Source organism: Chryseobacterium panacisoli, from assembly GCF_008274625.1.
GTDB classification, from domain to species: domain Bacteria; phylum Bacteroidota; class Bacteroidia; order Flavobacteriales; family Weeksellaceae; genus Chryseobacterium; species Chryseobacterium panacisoli.
On the sequence record NZ_VTRU01000009.1, the window covers coordinates 35,015 to 52,913 of the forward strand.

Here is a 17,899-nt window from a genome sequence, read left to right on the forward strand (position 1 = left end):
CTTTTAGAAAAAACTAAATGATTAATCTTGAAATCATAAATAGAGGAGTGTTAAAAGTAGATTATCTGTTGGTTTCGTTTATCTGGCAATAAACACAAAAAAGACTCACTGTTTCCAGTAAGTCTTTAAGTGAGCGCGAAAGGATTCGAACCTTTGACCGTCTGCTTAGAAGGCAGATGCTCTATCCAGCTGAGCTACGCACCCATTGAGTAATTTTGAGAAAACTACTAAAACAGTCGGGGCGGCAGGATTCGAACCTGCGACCTCCTGGTCCCAAACCAGGCGCGATGACCGGACTACGCTACGCCCCGAGGGTGTCATCAGTAACGATATTTACTTCGTTTTTGCGGTTGCAAAGGTACAATACTTTTTCAAATAAAAAAATAAAATGAAGAATAATTTTTAATTAATTTTTAGTGAAGACTTTTTTGTTACCTTTACTCAATTAATAACCATAGACTTATATTGTTTTAAAAATGATGAAAAAATTTTCATTTTTTTTCTCTTTTTTGTCTTTTTGAAATTTGAAACCGTTTGTTCATGGTGTTTTATTTTTACAATCATAAAAAAATGAAAACAGAGGATTTTTATAAAATTTATATTCCTGCACTGGAAAAAGCGTTTCAGAATGATTCCATTAATTTAGTTTTTTACGTTAAATCTCCGGAAGATTATCTTGATGATGAGGTGTCTGCTCAAATTGATCAGTATTCGAATGAAAATGAAGATGTGTTTCTTGAAAAAGGCGCTTATTTTTTTGATGCAAAATCCCACAACTTTTCGAATATGATGAAAATGGGAATACCATTGAGCATGTTGATGAATTTGGTTCTAAGCAGATGTTCTGGGATGAGCAGGATCGTTTAAAAGCTTTTTACAGTGACGATTCGGGTGTATACCAGTATTATGCCTACGATGATAAAGGGGAAAGAACGATAAAATATAACCTTCATGGAAGTTCTCAGTTATATCAGAACGGAGAGTTAGTAGATCCGGGAAGCTTAAGTTTAACAGATTATACATTGTATCCTAATCCATATGTAACGGTATCCTTAAACGGACAGTATACCAAACATTATTTTGAAGGAGCAACCCGTTTTGCCAGCCGGGTGATGGATGGAAGCAATATTTTTGTTCCATTGAATCTCAGAACATCGGATCAGGGAACAGCAATGAAAGAACCTGACCCTTCTGTTGATTTCAAAACATACCTTGAAAAAGCAGGAGTAGGAGATATTTCCTTAGCAGAGCTGAATACTTTAAACGGGCCAACCAGCCAGCTAGGATTGTACTATTTGCATAATGATCACCTAGGAACAGCAACATTTGTTACCAATTCCAGTGCTCAGAGTACACAGTTTTTCTTAAATTTACCATTCCGGGGAAACGATGCTGGAGCAGAAAACAGGAGTATATGATAACCCATATAAGTTCAATGCAAAAGAGCTGGACCGAGAAACGGGGCTGTATTATTATGGAGCAAGATATTATAACCCGAGAGCGAGTATCTGGTATGGGGTGGATCCGTTAGCTGTACATAATCCTGTGATGGAAACAGAATTTTATGGAGAAGGAGAACATAACGATGGAGTATATTTTTGGGGAAATCTAAATCCTTATATTTATACCTACCAAAATCCTATTAAATATGTTGATCCAAATGGAAAGCAAACATTTTCTTTACCTCTTTTAGGAGGGGCCCGAATAATTGTTTTAGGGACAGGGGGCTTTGTAAGTGGAGTTGCAGGAGGAGTTTTTGGAGGATTAGTAGCCGCAGGATATGGAGCCTTGCAACAACAAAAAATTTTTCAGCAACAAAGAGGATATGAATTTAGCAGACTTTCACATCAGGAAGAAAAAGAAAAACTATTACAAGAAAGTTTTCCTGTAGCAGAACAAGATAATTTAACAATTAAAGATTTTCCTGCGGCAATAAAACAAAAGATTACTATTTTAAATACAGATCATTCTAAAAATGACAAGAAAAAAGTAAATAGTGCCGAAGTAGGTGATATAGTCCAAACCCTAGATTCTCATCCACAAAACTTTAATAAAAAAGGAAAAAATTATACTAATAACAAAACAAATGAAATTTGGCAGAAGAGCACTACAGAACATAGTGGTGAAAAAGAATGGAAAGTTGGGATTGGAAGAAACGAGCCAACAAAAAGTAAAAAAATAACAGTAACTTCTAGTGATAGCAAGATCTTAAAAAAGAACTTATAAATTATGAATAAAAATGAAGTTTATAATTTTTTATCTAATATACTGGACAGTAATTTAGATAATCCTATAAAAATTGACAATCCTTTTTTTTTAAGTACAATTTTTTGGAACGAAAATTTTGTAGCAGACTACTCGGAAAAATATGAAGCTACAGTTGATTTTTTTAAGTTGCATTTTCAAAAATATTTTGATGAAATAATTGTTGTTACTTCGCTTTATATTGATTACAAAAAACTAAAGTATAAAACACTGGAATATAATTTAAGCTCAAAAGGATATATTTTACCAATTTTAGAGAATGTATTTGATGATAATCTAGAAAATATTAATGATTCAATTTTTTCTGAAATAAGTTCTAGTTTTAGATGTTTTAAGAATTGTCAATATCAGGATATTTTAGATCTATCCTTTTTGATGATGGGATCAGATATATTGCCAGAAGATTCGGGTTATTTATTTTTTATTTTGCCAAAACATAATTTAATAATATATCCCCATTCAGATATAGGATATGGTGCTTTTTGTTTAAGTTTATTTACAGAAACAAGTTTATGGACAGAATTTGAAAAAGGATCTAAAGAAAAGTTTAAATTAATAAAAAGGAAACTATAAGTATCCCTAATAATTTTAAAAAACCTCGCAAAACGCGAGGTTTTTTCATTAAAAAGCCCCACTAATTCCTATATTTGCCACATGAAACGATTAATGCTGTTGTACGTACTTTTCCCTATATTTCTATTCTCACAGACTACCGGAAGAGTGATCAAAATTTCAGACGGAGATACCATTACTTTACTGTTAAAAGGAAACCAGCAAAAGAAAATCAGGCTGGCTGAAGTCGACTGCCCGGAAAGTGGGCAAGCGTTTGGGAAAAATGCAAAACAATTCACTTCAGCTCAGGTGTTTGGGAAAACGGTAAGCTTTGTAGAAACCACTACAGACCGTTATGGAAGGTCTATCGCGAAAGTATATTATGATGACGGAAAATACCTCTCCAAAGAGCTTATCAAAGCAGGAATGGGGTGGTGGTATTTCTCTTATTCCAAGGATGCTTCTTTAGGTAAAATTCAGGAAAATGCCAAAATTAAACAAATTGGTCTTTGGCAGGATATTAATGCTGTTGCTCCATGGGATTACCGTAAAATGAAACGTGAGCTTAGGAATAATAAGAAAATCGAGGCCGCTAAAACCGGAACAAAAGCAAAAGGAGTTGCATAAATACTTTGGTAAGAAAACTTGAAGATATGAGCTAATTGACATCTATTCCGTGATTTGACTAATAGTAACTTCCATCTTCAAGCTCCCTGCTTCCAACATTTTATCTATCCCCCTTTCTTCTTTACAAAAAGATAAAAGCTCGTAGTCATGAAGATAAAAATGGCAGCGATATTACAGTAATCTATTCTTTCAAAAGCGATATTTTCACTCATGAAGTTGTCCATTGATTTGTAGCCTCCGGTATAAATCAAAAAATCAGAGAATTTTTTCTGATAGATAATCGTCGTGAAAAGCAGCATGAATACCCCAAAACCAATAGGATAAATGAAGTTTTTAAAAAGAAGACTCAACGTTAGCTGTACCATGGCAATAGCAGAAAGAGTAATGAAGAATTTCACAAAGACATAAAATATCACTTCCCTGAAGTCATAATTCTGGAAACCCAGCTGTGGAAAAACGATACTTAGCAAATATCCGCTTAACAATAAAGTCAGATAAGAGAAAAGCACAGAGAAAAAAATAGTAATCTGGATGAATATAGCTTTCGAGAAAAATATTTTAGTCTTGGAAACCGGAAGCGTGAAGAGAATTTTATAATTATTATTTCTGTATTCCACATCGCAGCACGCATGCACAAAAAGAGAAACGAGTATAGGAAACAACAGATAAAAAAACATAAATACGATTTTTCCCAATGAAGCTTTCCATGGATTTATTGTTCCCTCAGATTCTTCTATTCCGGAGCGGAGTACATCATAAACCATATACAGATCAACCGCGAAGATAATCAGGACAGGAACAAGCAGAATCCCGAAAATTTCTTTGTTTTTGGAAAGTTTATATTGTTCGGATGAAAATGCCTTTAAAAAAGTATTGGTATCAGTCATGGTTTTTAGAAATTAAATTAATGAAAATCTGCTCAAGATTGGTGCTTTGAGACTCTATGTCATAGATCTCAATTCCATTTTGGATCAATTTGGTAAGAAGACCATTGAATTCTTTGTCATCATTGATTTTTACAGAAACCTTGTTCATAGTATTCAGCGTTGCGGAATAAGTGTCCTGAAGTAGAGATAATGCTTTTTCAACAGGATTAACTTTTAAAACGACTTCTTTTTCCACTCTGCTTAAAAGTTCATTCTTTGTTCCCTGGAAAATCATTTGTCCACCTTCAATAATTCCGATATGGGTAGCTGTTTTTTCAAGCTCGCTCAAAATATGGCTCGAAAGGAAAATGGTTTTTCCCTGTTCATTCAGATGCTGGAAGAGTTTTCTCATTTCAAAAATTCCCTGAGGATCAAGTCCGTTGAGAGGTTCATCCAGAATCAGAAGTTTGGGATCGTGAAAAATAGCCATTGCAATTCCCAGGCGCTGCTTCATTCCCATTGAAAGAGCTGTCGCCTTTTTTTTCTTCTCGTTATGCAGATCTACAAGTTCAAGAACCTCATCAATCCTTTTATTTCCTTTGCCATAGATGATATCCAGATATTTTAGGTTTTCAAAAACAGTAAGCTTTGTATAAAAACAGGGGGATTCAATCAGGTTTCCTGTACTGGCAAGAATCTCTGTGCGGTTCTGTTGTAAACTTTTATTTTGAATGAAAATATTGTCAGCCGATGATTCCAGAAGCCCCAAAAGAAGTTTGATCGTAGTCGATTTTCCCGCTCCGTTTCTTCCAAGATATCCATAAACACTGCCTTCGGGAATATTGAGGTTGATATTGTTCAGAATGGCTTTAGAACCTATGGTATAACTGAGGTTTTTGGTAGTGATGCTTTCCATTATTCGTGAGAGGTTAAAAAAGTATTGGTGTCTATGTAAAATATTCCGTCAAAAAACTGGCTCCAGACCTTTTTCTGATCTGTTCCCTGATTGATGGTGGATATAAACTCTTTCTTCAGTACAGAACTTTCCGGGATATTTCTGAGATTGATAAAGAAATAAGGGGTCTTCGTTGCATGAAATGTATTTTCAATGGCGAGCTTTCCAGGCTTATCCATAGGGGTTCCCGTTTTATTGTATTTGGTATAAGATGAAAAATCAACCATATAAGAAGCCTTTCCATATTTATTTTTGATATAAGTACCCAGAGGTAAATAATCTTTGCTGTACCGGCTCGCAAAAGTATGGAGGTTGGAACACCAGACAATAATCTTTTGTTCTTGGTATACGGAATCAATCTGATGAACAAGGTTTTTAGCCATCAGAGAGTCTCTGAACTGCATACTCTGCATAGACCCGGCTTTATATTTCCAGATTTTAGCGAAATTGTTTCTCATATCATGTAAATACCAGGTATATATTCTGTTTTCAGACGTCTTTTCTAGCTTTGAAACCATCTTTTCAAGTCTGGTGATTTCATTGAGAAAATTTTCTTTCTGATTTCCAGGTAATGTTTTACTGGCAAAGCCTTTGTACATAAAATTGGAAATCTGATTGATGTGTTTATTTAAAAGAGGGAAGGGTTTAAGGTCAATTGAATTTTTGCTGAAAAAATCCTTCAAAAGCTTACTGCGTCTGTCATACAGCTCTATGCCAGAAAATTGAATGTCAAACCCGCCCAGTTCTATCGGATAAGATGATGTTTTAGTTTTCTGATAATAGCTGATCAGAGGCTGGTTTTCACTGTTATCCCACCAGAAATCGAAAAGTCCCAATCCTCCTATAGAAGCTGAAGGGATTTTTAGGCTGTGGTTTTTCATTTCCTCATTCATCATCCAGGTATCATACTGCCCGGCTTCATACAATACAACATTATACCCCAGATTCTCATGGAGGTATTTGATGATTCTGCCTTTAGCCCTCATTGTAGCTCCGTCATCATGAATGTTTTCTCCCAGCATGACAATCCTGTTCTCTTTAAGCACGGAATCAAGAACCTTCAGGTCACTGTTGTCCGGATATTCCATAGAAATGCTTTTTATAGGGTGTTTGTATCGCTGGACGTCGTTCAGAAGTTCCTGTTTTTCTTTTTCAGGGATATCTTTAAAGATAACTCTATTCAGGATTACAACTGCAATTACAGAAACTATAAGAGTGTAAAGTATTTTCTTCATCAATTAAATTTACATAATTGTTAAATATTTGTATGGTCTCTTTAATGAGTGGTGTTTTATTAAATAATGTTACTCTTATATGTGAATATTATAGGTAAGTAACGAAACTAATACCAGTAAAAAATTGCTAATGAATGGTCATCCTCCTTCGTGAGAATGAAATGTGATAATTGATCGAACAAAGAGGGGTTAGAAATAAAATTGAGCAGATAGATTAATTTAAAGATCATGATTTATTAAAAAGATAATAAAAAATGCAGTCCAGTTATTTTTACAAGTCCATATAGTTTTGATTTTAATAATAAAACATGATAGAATCTAATATCTACCATGTTTTTAATCTCTTAATAGACATTGTAATCAACTCCTTTTGAGACGATTCTTACCTCTCTATCATAGTGAACACAATGGGCTTCTTCCACTCGGACACTTTCCAAAACAGGAAATGTAAGTTTTGTTGTCTGGGCAATATCCGATATCAGGATCAACACCGCCATTTATTTTTTTAATTATTGAAGCTTTTATTGTTTTACCATTTTTAAGGTCCCTTTTGTGCCATTGCTGGATTTCCATTCAACAATATAAGTTCCTCCTACATGATTATTTTGAATATCAATTGGCAGCTTGTTTAAGCCAGCTTCTACATCAGTGTTATACGCCCTCACGATCTTGCCATAAATATCAATTACATTTATTGAAATCGTCTCCTTAGCTGTAGCAGTGTAGTAAAGTTCAGAGAATCCCAGGCTTGGGTTGTGTACTATAGATGTTTTATTTTGTGGACTGCTGTTCTTTAATGCATTTGGACTGAAGGCGTTAAATCGAGTAATGCTGAAAGTGTATTTATTTTTAGCAATACAGGTAATAGATGTGCCATATCCAAAGTTTTGCGAGGAATTTCCTATAGCAGGAATTATTGTTTGATCTCCAACATTTGTATTCAATGGATAATATCCACTGGATAAAAAAGAGGGACTAAAAGTTAGTTTAACATAGGTAACGGGCGGAGGAGTTCCAGGAAATAAAAAGATGATAGGAAAGCTGTAATCTTTTGAAGAAACAATATCCGTAGAAAAAGAATTTGTTCGTTCATTAGAACCAATTTTTATATCAAGTGTAGCATTAGTATGAGCATGTCCTGGTGTAGTTTCATCAATGAAATTATCATTTCTGGTTACATTGATTTTATAAGTATCTATAACCGGACCAATAACTTGTGCAAAAAGATAATTAGTACAAGCAAATAAAAAAAACGGGAGAAGGATAAATTTTTTCATTTAATTAAATTTTATGTTAGTAATAGATGTTGTTTTAACTCGAGTATAAAATTGAAGGGTATTAATCGTGCTACAAAAGAGCAATTCACAAATGTGGGAGATTGGCCGGTATCTGTAGGTATTTATCTAATAACTGTTAATTCATGAGGTTGTTTATTCTGCTTTTAACTTATCTCCCATATTCTGCTGTCAATTGAAAAAATACGATTCAGCGAAACGCGACACTGTTATTTGGAATAGGGATGTAAGAAGAATTGAGGAACAAAATGATGATTGGGCTGTGTAATAAAAGCCATGTGAAAAGTATTTGACTATAAAGGCATTTATGTAAGTACGAACGGGTTTGAATCTCTTGCCGTCCCGATTAAAATCGGGATGCTCTATACTGTCTGATCATTGATGTTGTTGGATTGTAAAATAAGATGTGTAACCTCCTAAAACAAAAAAACCTCACAATAAAAATTGTGAGGTTTTTGTGAGCGCGAAAGGATTCGAACCTTTGACCGTCTGCTTAGAAGGCAGATGCTCTATCCAGCTGAGCTACGCACCCATTAAGTAGTTTTGAGAAAACTACTAAAACAGTCGGGGCGGCAGGATTCGAACCTGCGACCTCCTGGTCCCAAACCAGGCGCGATGACCGGACTACGCTACGCCCCGAATATATAAATGAGCGGAGGGTAAGGGATTCGAACCCTTGCGACACTTTCGCGTCGACAGTTTAGCAAACTGCTCCATTAACCACTCTGGCAACCCTCCTTTTTGTTTATTTTTTAATGATCGTTGTTCCGTTATTGCGAGTGCAAATATAGAACAGATTTCTTTATTTACCAAATAAAATTCAAGAAAAATTTGTGTATTTTTGAAGTAATAAATCATCCAAAAACCAAACTGATGCGTAAGACATTATATATCATCGGATTAAGCACTTTTGTTTTTTCATGTACTTCTCAGCAAAATGTGAAAAAAAATACTTACAAACCGAAAACCCCGATAACACAGGCGAAACCGAAGGTTCAGACAACACCTCCGGTTGCTCCGAAACCAAAAGTAGTATCCGATCGTGGAGTGGACTTTTTTACTACTAATATAGCAGACCCAACAAAAAATGATAATACGATAAGTTATGGTTCTATTGTATCTGCAAAACCAGGAGGATATAAAGTTGTAAAGACATATTTCCCTGCAGTAGCCCAAAATTTCAGACAACGTTACTTAATATTACATTATACAGCTCTTGCAGATGATAAATCGATTACGGTTCTTACCCAGCAGGCGGTGAGTGCCCACTATCTGGTAAACAATACAGGAGATAACGAGATCTATCAGTTGGTAGATGAAAACAAAAGAGCATACCATGCAGGAGTAAGTTCATGGAGAAATGACAAAAATCTTAATGATTCTTCTATTGGGATTGAAATTGTAAATACCGGCTATACTACAGATGCTGCAGGTAAAAGAACATTTGCTCCTTTTAGTGATGATCAGGTGAAAAAAGTAGCAGCATTGGTTAAAGATATTGTGGCAAGATATCAGATTCAGCCTACTTATGTACTTGCTCATTCAGATATTGCTCCTACAAGAAAACAGGATCCGGGACCAATGTTCCCATGGAAAAAACTATATGATGAATACCAGATTGGAATGTGGTATGATGAAGCAGCCAAGCAAACTTATCTTGAGGCAGCGCAGGCAGACATTACAGCAAGATATAATGAATCCAGCTTTATTTTCCTTGTTCAGACTTCATTGCAGAAATTTGGATACGGATTGGAGCCTAGCGGAACCTGGGATGATGCTACCAAGAAAACAATTGAAGCATTCCAGTACCATTTCCGTCCGCAGAATTATGACGGAATCATGGATGCCGAAACATGGGCAACACTGCAGGCTTTAAATCAAAAATATCCGGTAAAATAATTCAAATTAAAGCGCATCGGTTAGATGCGTTTTTGCTATCTTTAAACGATCAAAAACAGTAAAATATCTGTAATGGAAAATTTCAGGAAAGAAAGTGATCTATTAGGCGAACTGAATGTGCCTTTAGATGCTTATTATGGGGTTCAGACACAAAGAGCTATCGATAATTTTAAAATTTCAGGACAGCTTTTGTCTTCATATCCGGATTTCATAAAAGGGTTGGCTTTTGTAAAAAAAGCAGCAGCAAAAACCAATTATGAACTGGGACTTTTAGACGAAAGCCTTTATTTTAAAATAGCAGAAGCGTGTGATGAAATTGTAGACGGGAAATATCATGACCAGTTTCCGGTAGATATGATTCAGGGTGGGGCAGGAACCTCTATCAACATGAATGCCAACGAAGTGATTGCCAATATTGTATTGGAAAAATTAGGAAAAAATAAAGGAGAATATGAATTCTGTTCACCTAATGATCATATCAACCTTTCCCAGTCAACCAATGATGCTTATCCTACAGCCATCAAAATGGGATTGCTGCAGATGAACATCGGACTGGTAGAAAAGCTTGAAAAAATTATTGCTGCATTCCGTGCAAAAGGACAGGAATTTCATGATGTTATCAAAATGGGCCGAACACAGCTTCAGGATGCTGTTCCAATGACTTTGGGGCAGGAGTTTGAAGCGTATGCCGCTACATTAGAAGAAGATATCTCTAAGCTGAATAACAATGCAAATCTTTTTGTAGAAGTAAACATGGGGGCAACGGCTATCGGTACAGGATTAAATGCTCCGGTGGGTTATGCTACACTTTGTGCTAAAAATTTAGCTCAGATTACAGGATATCCAATTGTTTCAGCACCGGATTTAGTGGAAGCAACACCAGATACAGGATCCTATGTAATCTATTCTTCAGCAACCAAGCGTCTTGCTGTAAAACTATCAAAAATCTGTAATGATTTAAGATTACTTTCATCAGGTCCAAGAGCCGGTCTCTTTGAGATCAACCTTCCGCCAATGCAGCCGGGATCCTCTATTATGCCGGGTAAAGTAAATCCGGTAATTCCGGAAGTGGTAAACCAGGTTTGTTTCAAAGTATTCGGGAATGATCTTACCGTAACTTTTGCAGCAGAGGCGGGGCAGCTGCAGCTTAATGTAATGGAGCCGGTACTTTCTCATGCGATTATGGAAAATATCAACTTCCTTTGCAACGCTTTGGATACCCTTCGTGAGAAATGCGTGGTTGGAATTACGGCCAATAAAGAAATCTGTCTGAATATGGTGAAACACAGCATCGGTATTGTAACAGCGCTTAACCCTTATATCGGGTATAAACAGTCTACACAGATTGCGAAAGAAGCTTTGGAAACCGGAAAAAGCGTTTACAACCTTGTTCTTGAAAAGGGAATTCTTTCCCAGGAGAAACTAGACGAAATCCTTGATCCGAAAAATATGCTGAAACCGCATAACAAATAAATTTTATAAACGATGAATGATCAATGAATTGATATCCTAAAAAGTTTCTTATCATTGATCATTCATCATTAATCACTTATAATTCCTGTGAGGTTTTTAATCATAATTCCTGCCCATAACGAAGAAGACAACCTCTCCTTTACGCTGGATTCTTTACAAAAGCAAAGCAGTAAAGATTTTAAAGTAGTGGTAGTGAATGACGGTTCTGTAGATAGAACCCCTGAAATCATCAGGAAATATACAAATGCAGATTCGCGTTTTGAAACGATCAATCTTCAGAAATCTGCACATCAGCCCGGATCTAAAGTAGTTCATGCCTTTAAAAATGGTCTCCGGACTCAATCGATGGATGAATTTGATATCATCTGTAAATTTGATGCCGATATCATCCTTCCTGAAAACTATCTGGCCGCAGTAGAAGCAGCTTTTGCAAACAATCCGGAATATGGACTTGTAGGAGGTCTTTTGTACATAGAAAAAGACGGAAACTGGATCTATGAAGGAAATTCCAATAAGCATCATGTAAGAGGCCCTATGAAGGCTTACCGTAAAGAATGTTTTACTCAGATCAGAGGTTTAAGGGAAACATTGGGCTGGGATAATATTGATTCCATACTATTGGAAAATCTTGGGTGGAAGGAAGTTGTTCTTCCGGAACTTCATGTGAAGCTGATTAAAGTAAAAGGAGCTGATTACACCATCCGGCCTGCGGATTATTATGGCAGGTACTTTTATTTCTTAGGTCTGAACAGATTTCTGGCTTATATTGCCTCCTCAAAAGAAGCGATGAAAAGCAAGTCTCCATCATTTTTCTTTGATATTGTCAATTCCTATGAAAACTGCAGATCAAAAAAAATGGAGCTTAAAATTACAAAGGAAGAGCAAAAAGCTGTTAATGATCAACGTTGGAGAATGCTGAAAAAGAAGTGGCTGAAGATGTAGAATGTAAATTTTCTATACGTTGTAAATATTCATCAATAGAAACGGGCTTTAGCCCGTTTAATTAATAAAAAATAAAAATCCACTGGCTTTAGCCAAAACTTAGTTCCCATTCACCAGTGAAAAAAATAGCTTACATAGAAATAGATACCCACGCAGAAATTGCCCAGGCTTTCATGGATATTATGAAAGATTCCCGGGATTTTGCCGTAGACTATTATTTTTCAAAAAGAATTAAAGATCAGATCAATGATAGCAGTGAAGCTGTGTTTCTATCAGACAGCTCTATGATTCTGGATCAGTTAAAGGGGAAAGGATATGATCTGGTTGTTATAGGGACGGTGCATCGTTATTTTAATACTTTTCTGGCAATAACCAAAAAGTACAATACAGCAATCATTACCCATAATCTTAATTTTACAAAAGCTTCAAAACTGAGCCTGATGAAAAGTGTTTTCAAAGGGGATGTTATTTTCAGACTGAAATTGTGGCTCAAAGAAGGATTATTTTATAATACTAAAGTTTATCAGAAGGCTCAGTCTCTTTTAGTGCTGGATGAAGCATTGGTTTCGGAGAGGCATCAGTTTTTGCCATTGTTTTATACCAGAGATTTTGATCCAATTAAAAATGATAATCTGATTGTGGTTATTCCGGGAGGAGTTTCTCAGAAGAGAAGAGATTATGCTTATATTTTTAAAACAATCCAGGACCTGAAGTCAGATAAACACTGTGAGTTTGTATTCCTTGGAAAAGCAAAAGATGATGAATTAAAACAGCTTGAACGTCTGTCTCAAAGGCTGCCTGAAAATATCAGTATTACTTATTTCTCTGAAAGAGTTTCTGCCGAAGATTTTGAGAAATGGATGCAGAAAGCAGATGTTCTGTGGTGTCCCATTCAGCAGGAAACAGAGTTTTTCAGTATGAAAGAAACATATGGAGTGACTAAAATGACGGGAAATCTAGGGGATGCAGTAGCTTACGGAAAACTGGCCGTTTTCCCTGGAGATTATCCTTCAAAACTTGAATTTATCATTCCTGAAAAAGAAAAAGTTCTTGATCAGTTAAAGACTTTATCACAGACTTCGTTTGACTTTCATAACACTTACAGTAAAGAAGGGGTGCAGGAAAAACTGGAACAGTTTCTAAATAGTCTGATATAAGTCAGGATACTTCAAGGTATGCCTTCACTCTCCTTCGTGTTTTCACTTTAAAAGGCCTATTTAATCTTAAGCACACTCTTAATAAATCTCATATTCAGATAGTCTTCAATGGGAAATATTTTGGTGAAGTAATTTCCGACATAGATGAGGATCAGAACAACTGCCGGCTTATAAACAAGATTAAGCAGATTGCTGTTGAAGTTAGGAAGAACAATAGCTACTGTAATCGCTAAAGTACAGATAATAGAGACAAAAATCATTTCAATGCTTAAAGGAGAAACTTTAAATACAATATAATTGAAAACGATTTTTACGACATTGTAGATGGTAAGTGAAATTGCGGTGGACAAAGCAATTCCGATCAGTTTAAGATCTGTATTTTTAATGAAATAATAATTAAGTCCAATTGTCAGTCCTGCCAGTAAAAGCATCACCAGAATATTAAATCTGTAATATTTTGAAAGAGAGATAATATTTCCGTTGAAACCTGTTGCCAGGTCTATCAATACGGCAGAACCCCAGATCCAGACTACAGGTTCATATTCTCTGAGCATAGTTCCGTTCTTAGGCATGAATTCTGTCAGATAGGGGAATCCAACCATGATGCATGAAAATAAAACGGCACCAAGGAAATATAACGTTAAAGAAGTTTTCTTGTGAAACCTGTCCAGCTCTTCCATATCTCCGTCTGCCAGCGTTTTGTTGATGATAGGAGCAGAGATATTAAATAACCCAAGCTGTGGAATAGAGATTAATGAGATCAGGGCATATAAAACAGAATAAATTCCTACCTCTTCCATTCCCATAAATTCTCCGATCATAAAACTATTGATCGCCAGGTAATTTCCAAAAGTTCCCAGGAATCCGAAGAAACTGTAATTGAAAAATTCTTTCCAGAAATTGTTTTTCTTAAAATAATCCGTATTAAAATCAAGCTTGATTTTTTCCAGTTTGTTAGTATAATAAATATATCCCAAAAGCATTAAAAAGAATATTCCAAAAAAGAAAGCAAAAGCTATTTTCTGTGATGTTGCAGCAGTAATATTCTGTGATAAAGCAAAGAAAAAGAGGCAGAAAGCTCCCAGGTTTGCGATTTTCGGAAACAGATTGTCGAAAATATTGGAAACCACAATTCTTTTATAATTGGAAGTGTATTTATTGAAAATAGTACAAAACGAAAGAATTAAAATCAGCGGAAGAATCATTTCTTTGATCTTCCATGCTTCCGAGTGCCTGAATTTTGGATAAAAATAGGGAAGTATAAAGAATACAACCGTGAAAATAAGAAAGTTGATAAAAACAGTGAGCAGCGACAATGACAGCATGTTTTGTTTTTTACCGTCTTTTTCTACCGTATGAAAAAATTTCACGTTTGAATAGGAAATTCCCAGGACTACAAAAGGAACCAGCATTTCTGCAGTGGGAAGAATGTAGCGCAGCTTTCCATAAAATTCAAAATCATTCGGAAATATGAATATTGCGGAAACTGTGCCCAGCAAAAACCCAATATAACCGATGATGGAATATTTGAAGCCTTGTCTCGCTACTACACTCATAAAGTTGTTTTAAATGTTTTTAGGTATAAAAATAATATTGTTGATGTACTGAGTTTTATTTTTTTCGTCGTTTGTATTTTGTGTTATGATATCCTCTGTAAGACTTTCCAGGGTAAAGCTGTTTCTGTTCAGATATTTCGCTTTATATCCCCAGCTTATTACTTCAGATATTTCGTTCCATATAGGAGTCTGGTGGTGTCTTTGTTCCATTTCGACCATTAATGTTGGCATGAACTGTCGGATGGTTTCTCTCGCTCCGAATAGTGTTTTTATTTCGTTTCCTTCAACGTCTATTTTGATAAAATCAAGCCTTTTGAAATGTTCCAGTGCAGCCCATTCATCCAGTTTGATTACTTTTACTTTTTCCGTATAGCTTTTTTCTTCTCCTTTTTCTTTGTAAGAAGTGTTTAAAGTACCACGGGAAGCAATTGTTTTTCCGTTAATAATAGGCACTTTGAACTCGGCCATTATGTTTTCGTCAGAAAGAGCCAGAGGAAAGATATGCATGGCCGGAAAAAGTCTCTTTAATCTGCGGTAAAGCTTTTTATTGGGTTCAAAACCATAAATGTTATCATGGTTCAAACTGTTCTCCAATTGATAGAGGAAAGTTCCTACATTAGCACCAATGTCCAATATAACAGCATTCTTGGAAAGGTATTCTTTGATCCATACCAGTTCCGGTTCTACGTTACGTTCCGAAAAATTATTTTTATTAAGATTATTTAACGTTTTAAAATATCTTTTTTTATAGAAATTCGGACTTATGTATTGTAGTTTTTCTGCGATTTTTTGGTATAAAGACATCGTAAGCGTTTTGACGAACAGCAAAGATAAGTAAAAATGTAAAACTTTTCTTAAAAAATGTTAAATATAATGACTTGATTTTCAATAAGAATTTTTAAAATTTGTTTTTGTAACCTATTGAATTTTTGATCACAGAGACCCCTGCGTATCATGAACATCTCTTTAAAGCTAACATAGCTCCGGCTCATAATACACCACTCAGTCACTTGTAAAGCTCTGAATTGTCTGTGGTTAAAAAAATCAGCAATAAGGATGTTAAAGAAAAGGTCTATTCAGGAAATCATTGAAAGGCTTCATCAGCTTAAAAATTTTGTTCATATTTTTCACAGCATTTTTATCCAATACTTCCTCGTCTTTTAGAGAATATACTACAATAAAATTTTTAAGTTTCAGATATTCTCCCATAGGATCCTCCTTTTCGAAACCCTGAGGAATTTTTTTCAGTTTGTCGTCCTGGTCTAGTTCCGGGAAGTGCTTTTTAAAATCCTTATTATTGAGAATTGTAAGGAAATCATCGCCATACAATGATACTTCTTTACGTACTTCTTTCAGAACGGAAGATTCGGGCATATAGATCCCTCCGGCGAGAAAGGATTTTCCGGGCTCCATGTGAAGATAGTAGCCTCCTTTCTGATTGCCTTTTCCCATTCCCAGAGATGCTCCGAAATTGGTTTTATAAGGAGATTTGTCTTTTGAAAATCTGGTGTCTCTGTAAATTCTGAACAGCGCTTTTTTACTGTCAATTTTAGCAAGCTCTTCATCAAAACCTGACATTTCTTTAATTAGTTCATCCAAAAATGAAACAACATTTTGCTGGGATTCTGTGTACAGATTTTTATTTTCATTAAACCATTCACGGTTATTGTTTTTATTTAATTTGTTTAAAAAATCAAAAGTTTTAGAAGAAATGCTTGCAGACATATTGTGTTAGGTGTTTTTTATTGTTGTTAAGTGAGATTTATAAAGGCTTCTCAACCCCGAATCCCGAAACCTCGAAACCCGAATCTCACAACTCAAATTTACAAAAACTATTCATATCTCAATGCTTCAATAGGATCAAGTTTTGAAGCTTTCAAAGCAGGATAATATCCGAAAAACACTCCCGTCACAGCGCAGACAATGAATGAAATAATAATTGAAGATTCCGTAATAAACGTAGGCCACGAAAGGAAAAAAGTAACCAGTTCCGAAGACAGAATACCTAAAAGGACCCCAAGAATTCCACCAGTGATGCTGATCAATACTGCTTCAATAAGAAACTGGTACAGGATGTCTTTACCTCTTGCACCAATAGACATTCTCAGACCGATTTCTTTGGTTCGTTCCGTAACGGATACATACATTATATTCATAATTCCGATTCCTCCTACAATAAGCGAAATACCGGCAATAGCAGATAACAGAACTGTCAGAAGCTGGCTGGTAGAACTCATGGTAGAAATAAGTTCAGCCTGAGTCCTTACACTGAAATCATCGTTGCTTCCATCAGCAGGGAGTTTGTGCTGTTTTCTCAAGATTTCTGAAACCTGGTCGGTAGCCTGCTGTGAAGTGTTTTCACTCGAAGAAGCTGCATAAATAGTCTGAACATAAGTGATTCCTAAAAATCTTCTCTGAACAGTGTTGAATGGTGCAATAATCACATCATCCTGATCCTGTCCAAATGCATTAGATCCTTTTGGAGCCAGGATTCCGATAACTTTCATGGGAACTTTATTGAATCTGATAATGGCCCCAACAGGATCTTCACCGTTGGGAAATAAACTGTTGTATACCGTTTGCCCTAAAAGACAGACCTTATTGGAAGATGACACATCTTTTCTGGTGAAAGAATTGCCATTCGCAATGCTCCAGTCTCTGATATTGAAATATTCTTCATTCACACCCTGTAATTGAGTAGGCCAGTTATTAGGTCCGTTGATAGACTGTCCATTAGTCTGTACAGCAGGGGAGACATAAGAAACATCAGGAGCTCCTTTTGAAATAGCGTCTGCATCTTGAGGTCTCAGAGTCTGTAATCCTGAAGCACCGATTCTGGCCCCTCCGGAAACATTCACATTACTGGACGGACGTATGGTAATCATATTGGAGCCCATAGAAGAAAGCTGATCACTGATACTTTTTTTTGAACCTTCTCCAATGGCAGTCATTGCAATTACCGAAGCCACACCAATGATAATACCCAGCATGGTTAAAAATGCACGCAGTTTATTCCGCAAGAGGGCTTTCCAGGCAATTCTAAAGAGGTTTGAGAGGTTCATTGTAATAAAATTTTC

At 35.8% G+C, this 17,899-nt stretch carries 18 protein-coding genes and 5 tRNA genes; 9 read left to right on the plus strand and 14 right to left on the minus strand.

The window, feature by feature from the left end; genetic code table 11:
- Positions 1-130: 130 nt before the first annotated feature.
- Both FW781_RS21620 and FW781_RS21625 read right to left on the minus strand, forming a co-directional pair.
- Positions 131-204 (minus strand) — tRNA-Arg (locus FW781_RS21620).
- 32 nt (positions 205-236) lie between these two features.
- Positions 237-311: transfer RNA gene (locus FW781_RS21625), tRNA-Pro, on the minus strand.
- A gap of 259 nt (positions 312-570) precedes the next feature.
- On the opposite strand from FW781_RS21625, the gene FW781_RS21630 reads away from it, so the two are divergent.
- The 5 genes from FW781_RS21630 (at position 571) to FW781_RS21650 (ending at position 3,444) form a co-directional block, all read left to right on the plus strand.
- The gene (locus FW781_RS21630) at positions 571-867 is read left to right on the plus strand and encodes a hypothetical protein (protein ID WP_149389323.1); all 297 of its coding nucleotides are present in this window, start codon (positions 571-573) and stop codon (positions 865-867) included.
- Positions 840-1,418 (plus strand): hypothetical protein, encoded by a 579-nt coding sequence (locus tag FW781_RS21635; protein WP_149389324.1) that lies wholly within the window; start codon positions 840-842, stop codon positions 1,416-1,418. Before FW781_RS21630 ends, FW781_RS21635 begins: the two co-directional genes overlap by 28 nt.
- The gene (locus FW781_RS21640) at positions 1,390-2,226 is read left to right on the plus strand and encodes an RHS repeat domain-containing protein (protein ID WP_149389325.1); all 837 of its coding nucleotides are present in this window, start codon (positions 1,390-1,392) and stop codon (positions 2,224-2,226) included. The genes FW781_RS21635 and FW781_RS21640 overlap by 29 nt, the downstream gene beginning before the upstream one ends.
- A gap of 3 nt (positions 2,227-2,229) precedes the next feature.
- Positions 2,230-2,838, plus strand: coding sequence for a hypothetical protein (locus FW781_RS21645; protein WP_149389326.1), 609 nt, complete (start codon positions 2,230-2,232; stop codon positions 2,836-2,838).
- An 81-nt stretch (positions 2,839-2,919) separates the two neighbouring features.
- Positions 2,920-3,444, plus strand: a complete 525-nt coding sequence (locus FW781_RS21650; protein ID WP_149389327.1) for a thermonuclease family protein — start codon at positions 2,920-2,922, stop codon at positions 3,442-3,444.
- A gap of 104 nt (positions 3,445-3,548) precedes the next feature.
- Here FW781_RS21650 and FW781_RS21655 read toward each other — a convergent pair whose 3' ends face one another.
- The 8 genes from FW781_RS21655 to FW781_RS21685 all read right to left on the minus strand — a co-directional run bounded on the left by FW781_RS21655 (position 3,549) and on the right by FW781_RS21685 (position 8,533).
- The gene (locus FW781_RS21655) at positions 3,549-4,331 is read right to left on the minus strand and encodes an ABC transporter permease (protein ID WP_149389328.1); all 783 of its coding nucleotides are present in this window, start codon (positions 4,329-4,331) and stop codon (positions 3,549-3,551) included.
- Positions 4,324-5,226 (minus strand): ABC transporter ATP-binding protein, encoded by a 903-nt coding sequence (locus tag FW781_RS21660; RefSeq protein ID WP_149389329.1) that lies wholly within the window; start codon positions 5,224-5,226, stop codon positions 4,324-4,326. The genes FW781_RS21655 and FW781_RS21660 overlap by 8 nt, the downstream gene beginning before the upstream one ends.
- Positions 5,226-6,500, minus strand: coding sequence for an erythromycin esterase family protein (locus tag FW781_RS21665; protein WP_149389330.1), 1,275 nt, complete (start codon positions 6,498-6,500; stop codon positions 5,226-5,228). The genes FW781_RS21660 and FW781_RS21665 overlap by 1 nt, the downstream gene beginning before the upstream one ends.
- Positions 6,501-6,844: 344 nt before the next feature.
- Complete coding sequence (locus tag FW781_RS22575) at positions 6,845-6,997, minus strand: hypothetical protein (protein ID WP_172625781.1); 153 nt, start codon at positions 6,995-6,997, stop codon at positions 6,845-6,847.
- A gap of 24 nt (positions 6,998-7,021) precedes the next feature.
- Entirely contained in the window at positions 7,022-7,777 is a 756-nt protein-coding gene (locus FW781_RS21670; RefSeq protein WP_149389331.1) for a T9SS type A sorting domain-containing protein, read from the minus strand.
- A 476-nt stretch (positions 7,778-8,253) separates the two neighbouring features.
- Positions 8,254-8,327 (minus strand) — tRNA-Arg (locus FW781_RS21675).
- Between the two features lie 32 nt (positions 8,328-8,359).
- Positions 8,360-8,434, minus strand: a tRNA-Pro gene (locus tag FW781_RS21680).
- Positions 8,435-8,448: 14 nt separating this feature from the next.
- Positions 8,449-8,533: transfer RNA gene (locus tag FW781_RS21685), tRNA-Ser, on the minus strand.
- A gap of 135 nt (positions 8,534-8,668) precedes the next feature.
- Here FW781_RS21685 and FW781_RS21690 point away from each other — a divergent pair.
- The 4 genes from FW781_RS21690 to FW781_RS21705 all read left to right on the plus strand — a co-directional run bounded on the left by FW781_RS21690 (position 8,669) and on the right by FW781_RS21705 (position 13,266).
- Positions 8,669-9,694, plus strand: a complete 1,026-nt coding sequence (locus FW781_RS21690) for an N-acetylmuramoyl-L-alanine amidase (protein WP_149389332.1) — start codon at positions 8,669-8,671, stop codon at positions 9,692-9,694.
- 72 nt (positions 9,695-9,766) lie between these two features.
- Complete coding sequence (gene aspA, locus FW781_RS21695; protein ID WP_149389333.1) at positions 9,767-11,167, plus strand: aspartate ammonia-lyase; 1,401 nt, start codon at positions 9,767-9,769, stop codon at positions 11,165-11,167.
- Between the two features lie 87 nt (positions 11,168-11,254).
- Positions 11,255-12,109: a glycosyltransferase family 2 protein gene (locus tag FW781_RS21700; RefSeq protein WP_149389334.1), complete on the plus strand. Its 855-nt coding sequence runs from the start codon at positions 11,255-11,257 to the stop codon at positions 12,107-12,109.
- A gap of 116 nt (positions 12,110-12,225) precedes the next feature.
- Positions 12,226-13,266 (plus strand): hypothetical protein, encoded by a 1,041-nt coding sequence (locus FW781_RS21705; RefSeq protein ID WP_149389335.1) that lies wholly within the window; start codon positions 12,226-12,228, stop codon positions 13,264-13,266.
- A gap of 56 nt (positions 13,267-13,322) precedes the next feature.
- Here FW781_RS21705 and FW781_RS21710 read toward each other — a convergent pair whose 3' ends face one another.
- The 4 genes from FW781_RS21710 to FW781_RS21725 all read right to left on the minus strand — a co-directional run bounded on the left by FW781_RS21710 (position 13,323) and on the right by FW781_RS21725 (position 17,884).
- On the minus strand, positions 13,323-14,822 hold the full coding sequence (locus tag FW781_RS21710; RefSeq protein ID WP_149389336.1) for a lipopolysaccharide biosynthesis protein: 1,500 nt from the start codon (positions 14,820-14,822) through the stop codon (positions 13,323-13,325).
- 9 nt (positions 14,823-14,831) lie between these two features.
- A complete protein-coding gene (locus FW781_RS21715; protein WP_149389337.1) occupies positions 14,832-15,626 on the minus strand; it encodes an FkbM family methyltransferase in 795 nt (264 codons plus the stop codon).
- A gap of 255 nt (positions 15,627-15,881) precedes the next feature.
- Positions 15,882-16,547, minus strand: a complete 666-nt coding sequence (locus FW781_RS21720; protein WP_149389338.1) for a DUF2461 domain-containing protein — start codon at positions 16,545-16,547, stop codon at positions 15,882-15,884.
- A gap of 107 nt (positions 16,548-16,654) precedes the next feature.
- Positions 16,655-17,884 (minus strand): ABC transporter permease, encoded by a 1,230-nt coding sequence (locus tag FW781_RS21725; protein WP_149389339.1) that lies wholly within the window; start codon positions 17,882-17,884, stop codon positions 16,655-16,657.
- Positions 17,885-17,899: the final 15 nt, after the last annotated feature.

Bases quoted from the DNA above. Each gene is read 5' to 3' on its own strand.
- FW781_RS22575 (WP_172625781.1), bottom strand. From the start codon at position 6,997: ATGGCGGTGTTGATCCTGATATCGGATATTGCCCAGACAACAAAACTT.
- FW781_RS21660 (WP_149389329.1), bottom strand. From the start codon at position 5,226: ATGGAAAGCATCACTACCAAAAACCTCAGTTATACCATAGGTTCTAAA.
- aspA (WP_149389333.1), top strand. From the start codon at position 9,767: ATGGAAAATTTCAGGAAAGAAAGTGATCTATTAGGCGAACTGAATGTG.
- FW781_RS21715 (WP_149389337.1), bottom strand. From the start codon at position 15,626: ATGTCTTTATACCAAAAAATCGCAGAAAAACTACAATACATAAGTCCG.
- FW781_RS21640 (WP_149389325.1), top strand. From the start codon at position 1,390: ATGCTGGAGCAGAAAACAGGAGTATATGATAACCCATATAAGTTCAAT.
- FW781_RS21665 (WP_149389330.1), bottom strand. From the start codon at position 6,500: ATGAAGAAAATACTTTACACTCTTATAGTTTCTGTAATTGCAGTTGTA.
- FW781_RS21725 (WP_149389339.1), bottom strand. From the start codon at position 17,884: ATGAACCTCTCAAACCTCTTTAGAATTGCCTGGAAAGCCCTCTTGCGG.
- FW781_RS21655 (WP_149389328.1), bottom strand. From the start codon at position 4,331: ATGACTGATACCAATACTTTTTTAAAGGCATTTTCATCCGAACAATAT.
- FW781_RS21670 (WP_149389331.1), bottom strand. From the start codon at position 7,777: ATGAAAAAATTTATCCTTCTCCCGTTTTTTTTATTTGCTTGTACTAAT.
- FW781_RS21650 (WP_149389327.1), top strand. From the start codon at position 2,920: ATGAAACGATTAATGCTGTTGTACGTACTTTTCCCTATATTTCTATTC.
- FW781_RS21645 (WP_149389326.1), top strand. From the start codon at position 2,230: ATGAATAAAAATGAAGTTTATAATTTTTTATCTAATATACTGGACAGT.
- FW781_RS21635 (WP_149389324.1), top strand. From the start codon at position 840: ATGTTCTGGGATGAGCAGGATCGTTTAAAAGCTTTTTACAGTGACGAT.
- FW781_RS21690 (WP_149389332.1), top strand. From the start codon at position 8,669: ATGCGTAAGACATTATATATCATCGGATTAAGCACTTTTGTTTTTTCA.
- FW781_RS21630 (WP_149389323.1), top strand. From the start codon at position 571: ATGAAAACAGAGGATTTTTATAAAATTTATATTCCTGCACTGGAAAAA.
- FW781_RS21720 (WP_149389338.1), bottom strand. From the start codon at position 16,547: ATGTCTGCAAGCATTTCTTCTAAAACTTTTGATTTTTTAAACAAATTA.
- FW781_RS21710 (WP_149389336.1), bottom strand. From the start codon at position 14,822: ATGAGTGTAGTAGCGAGACAAGGCTTCAAATATTCCATCATCGGTTAT.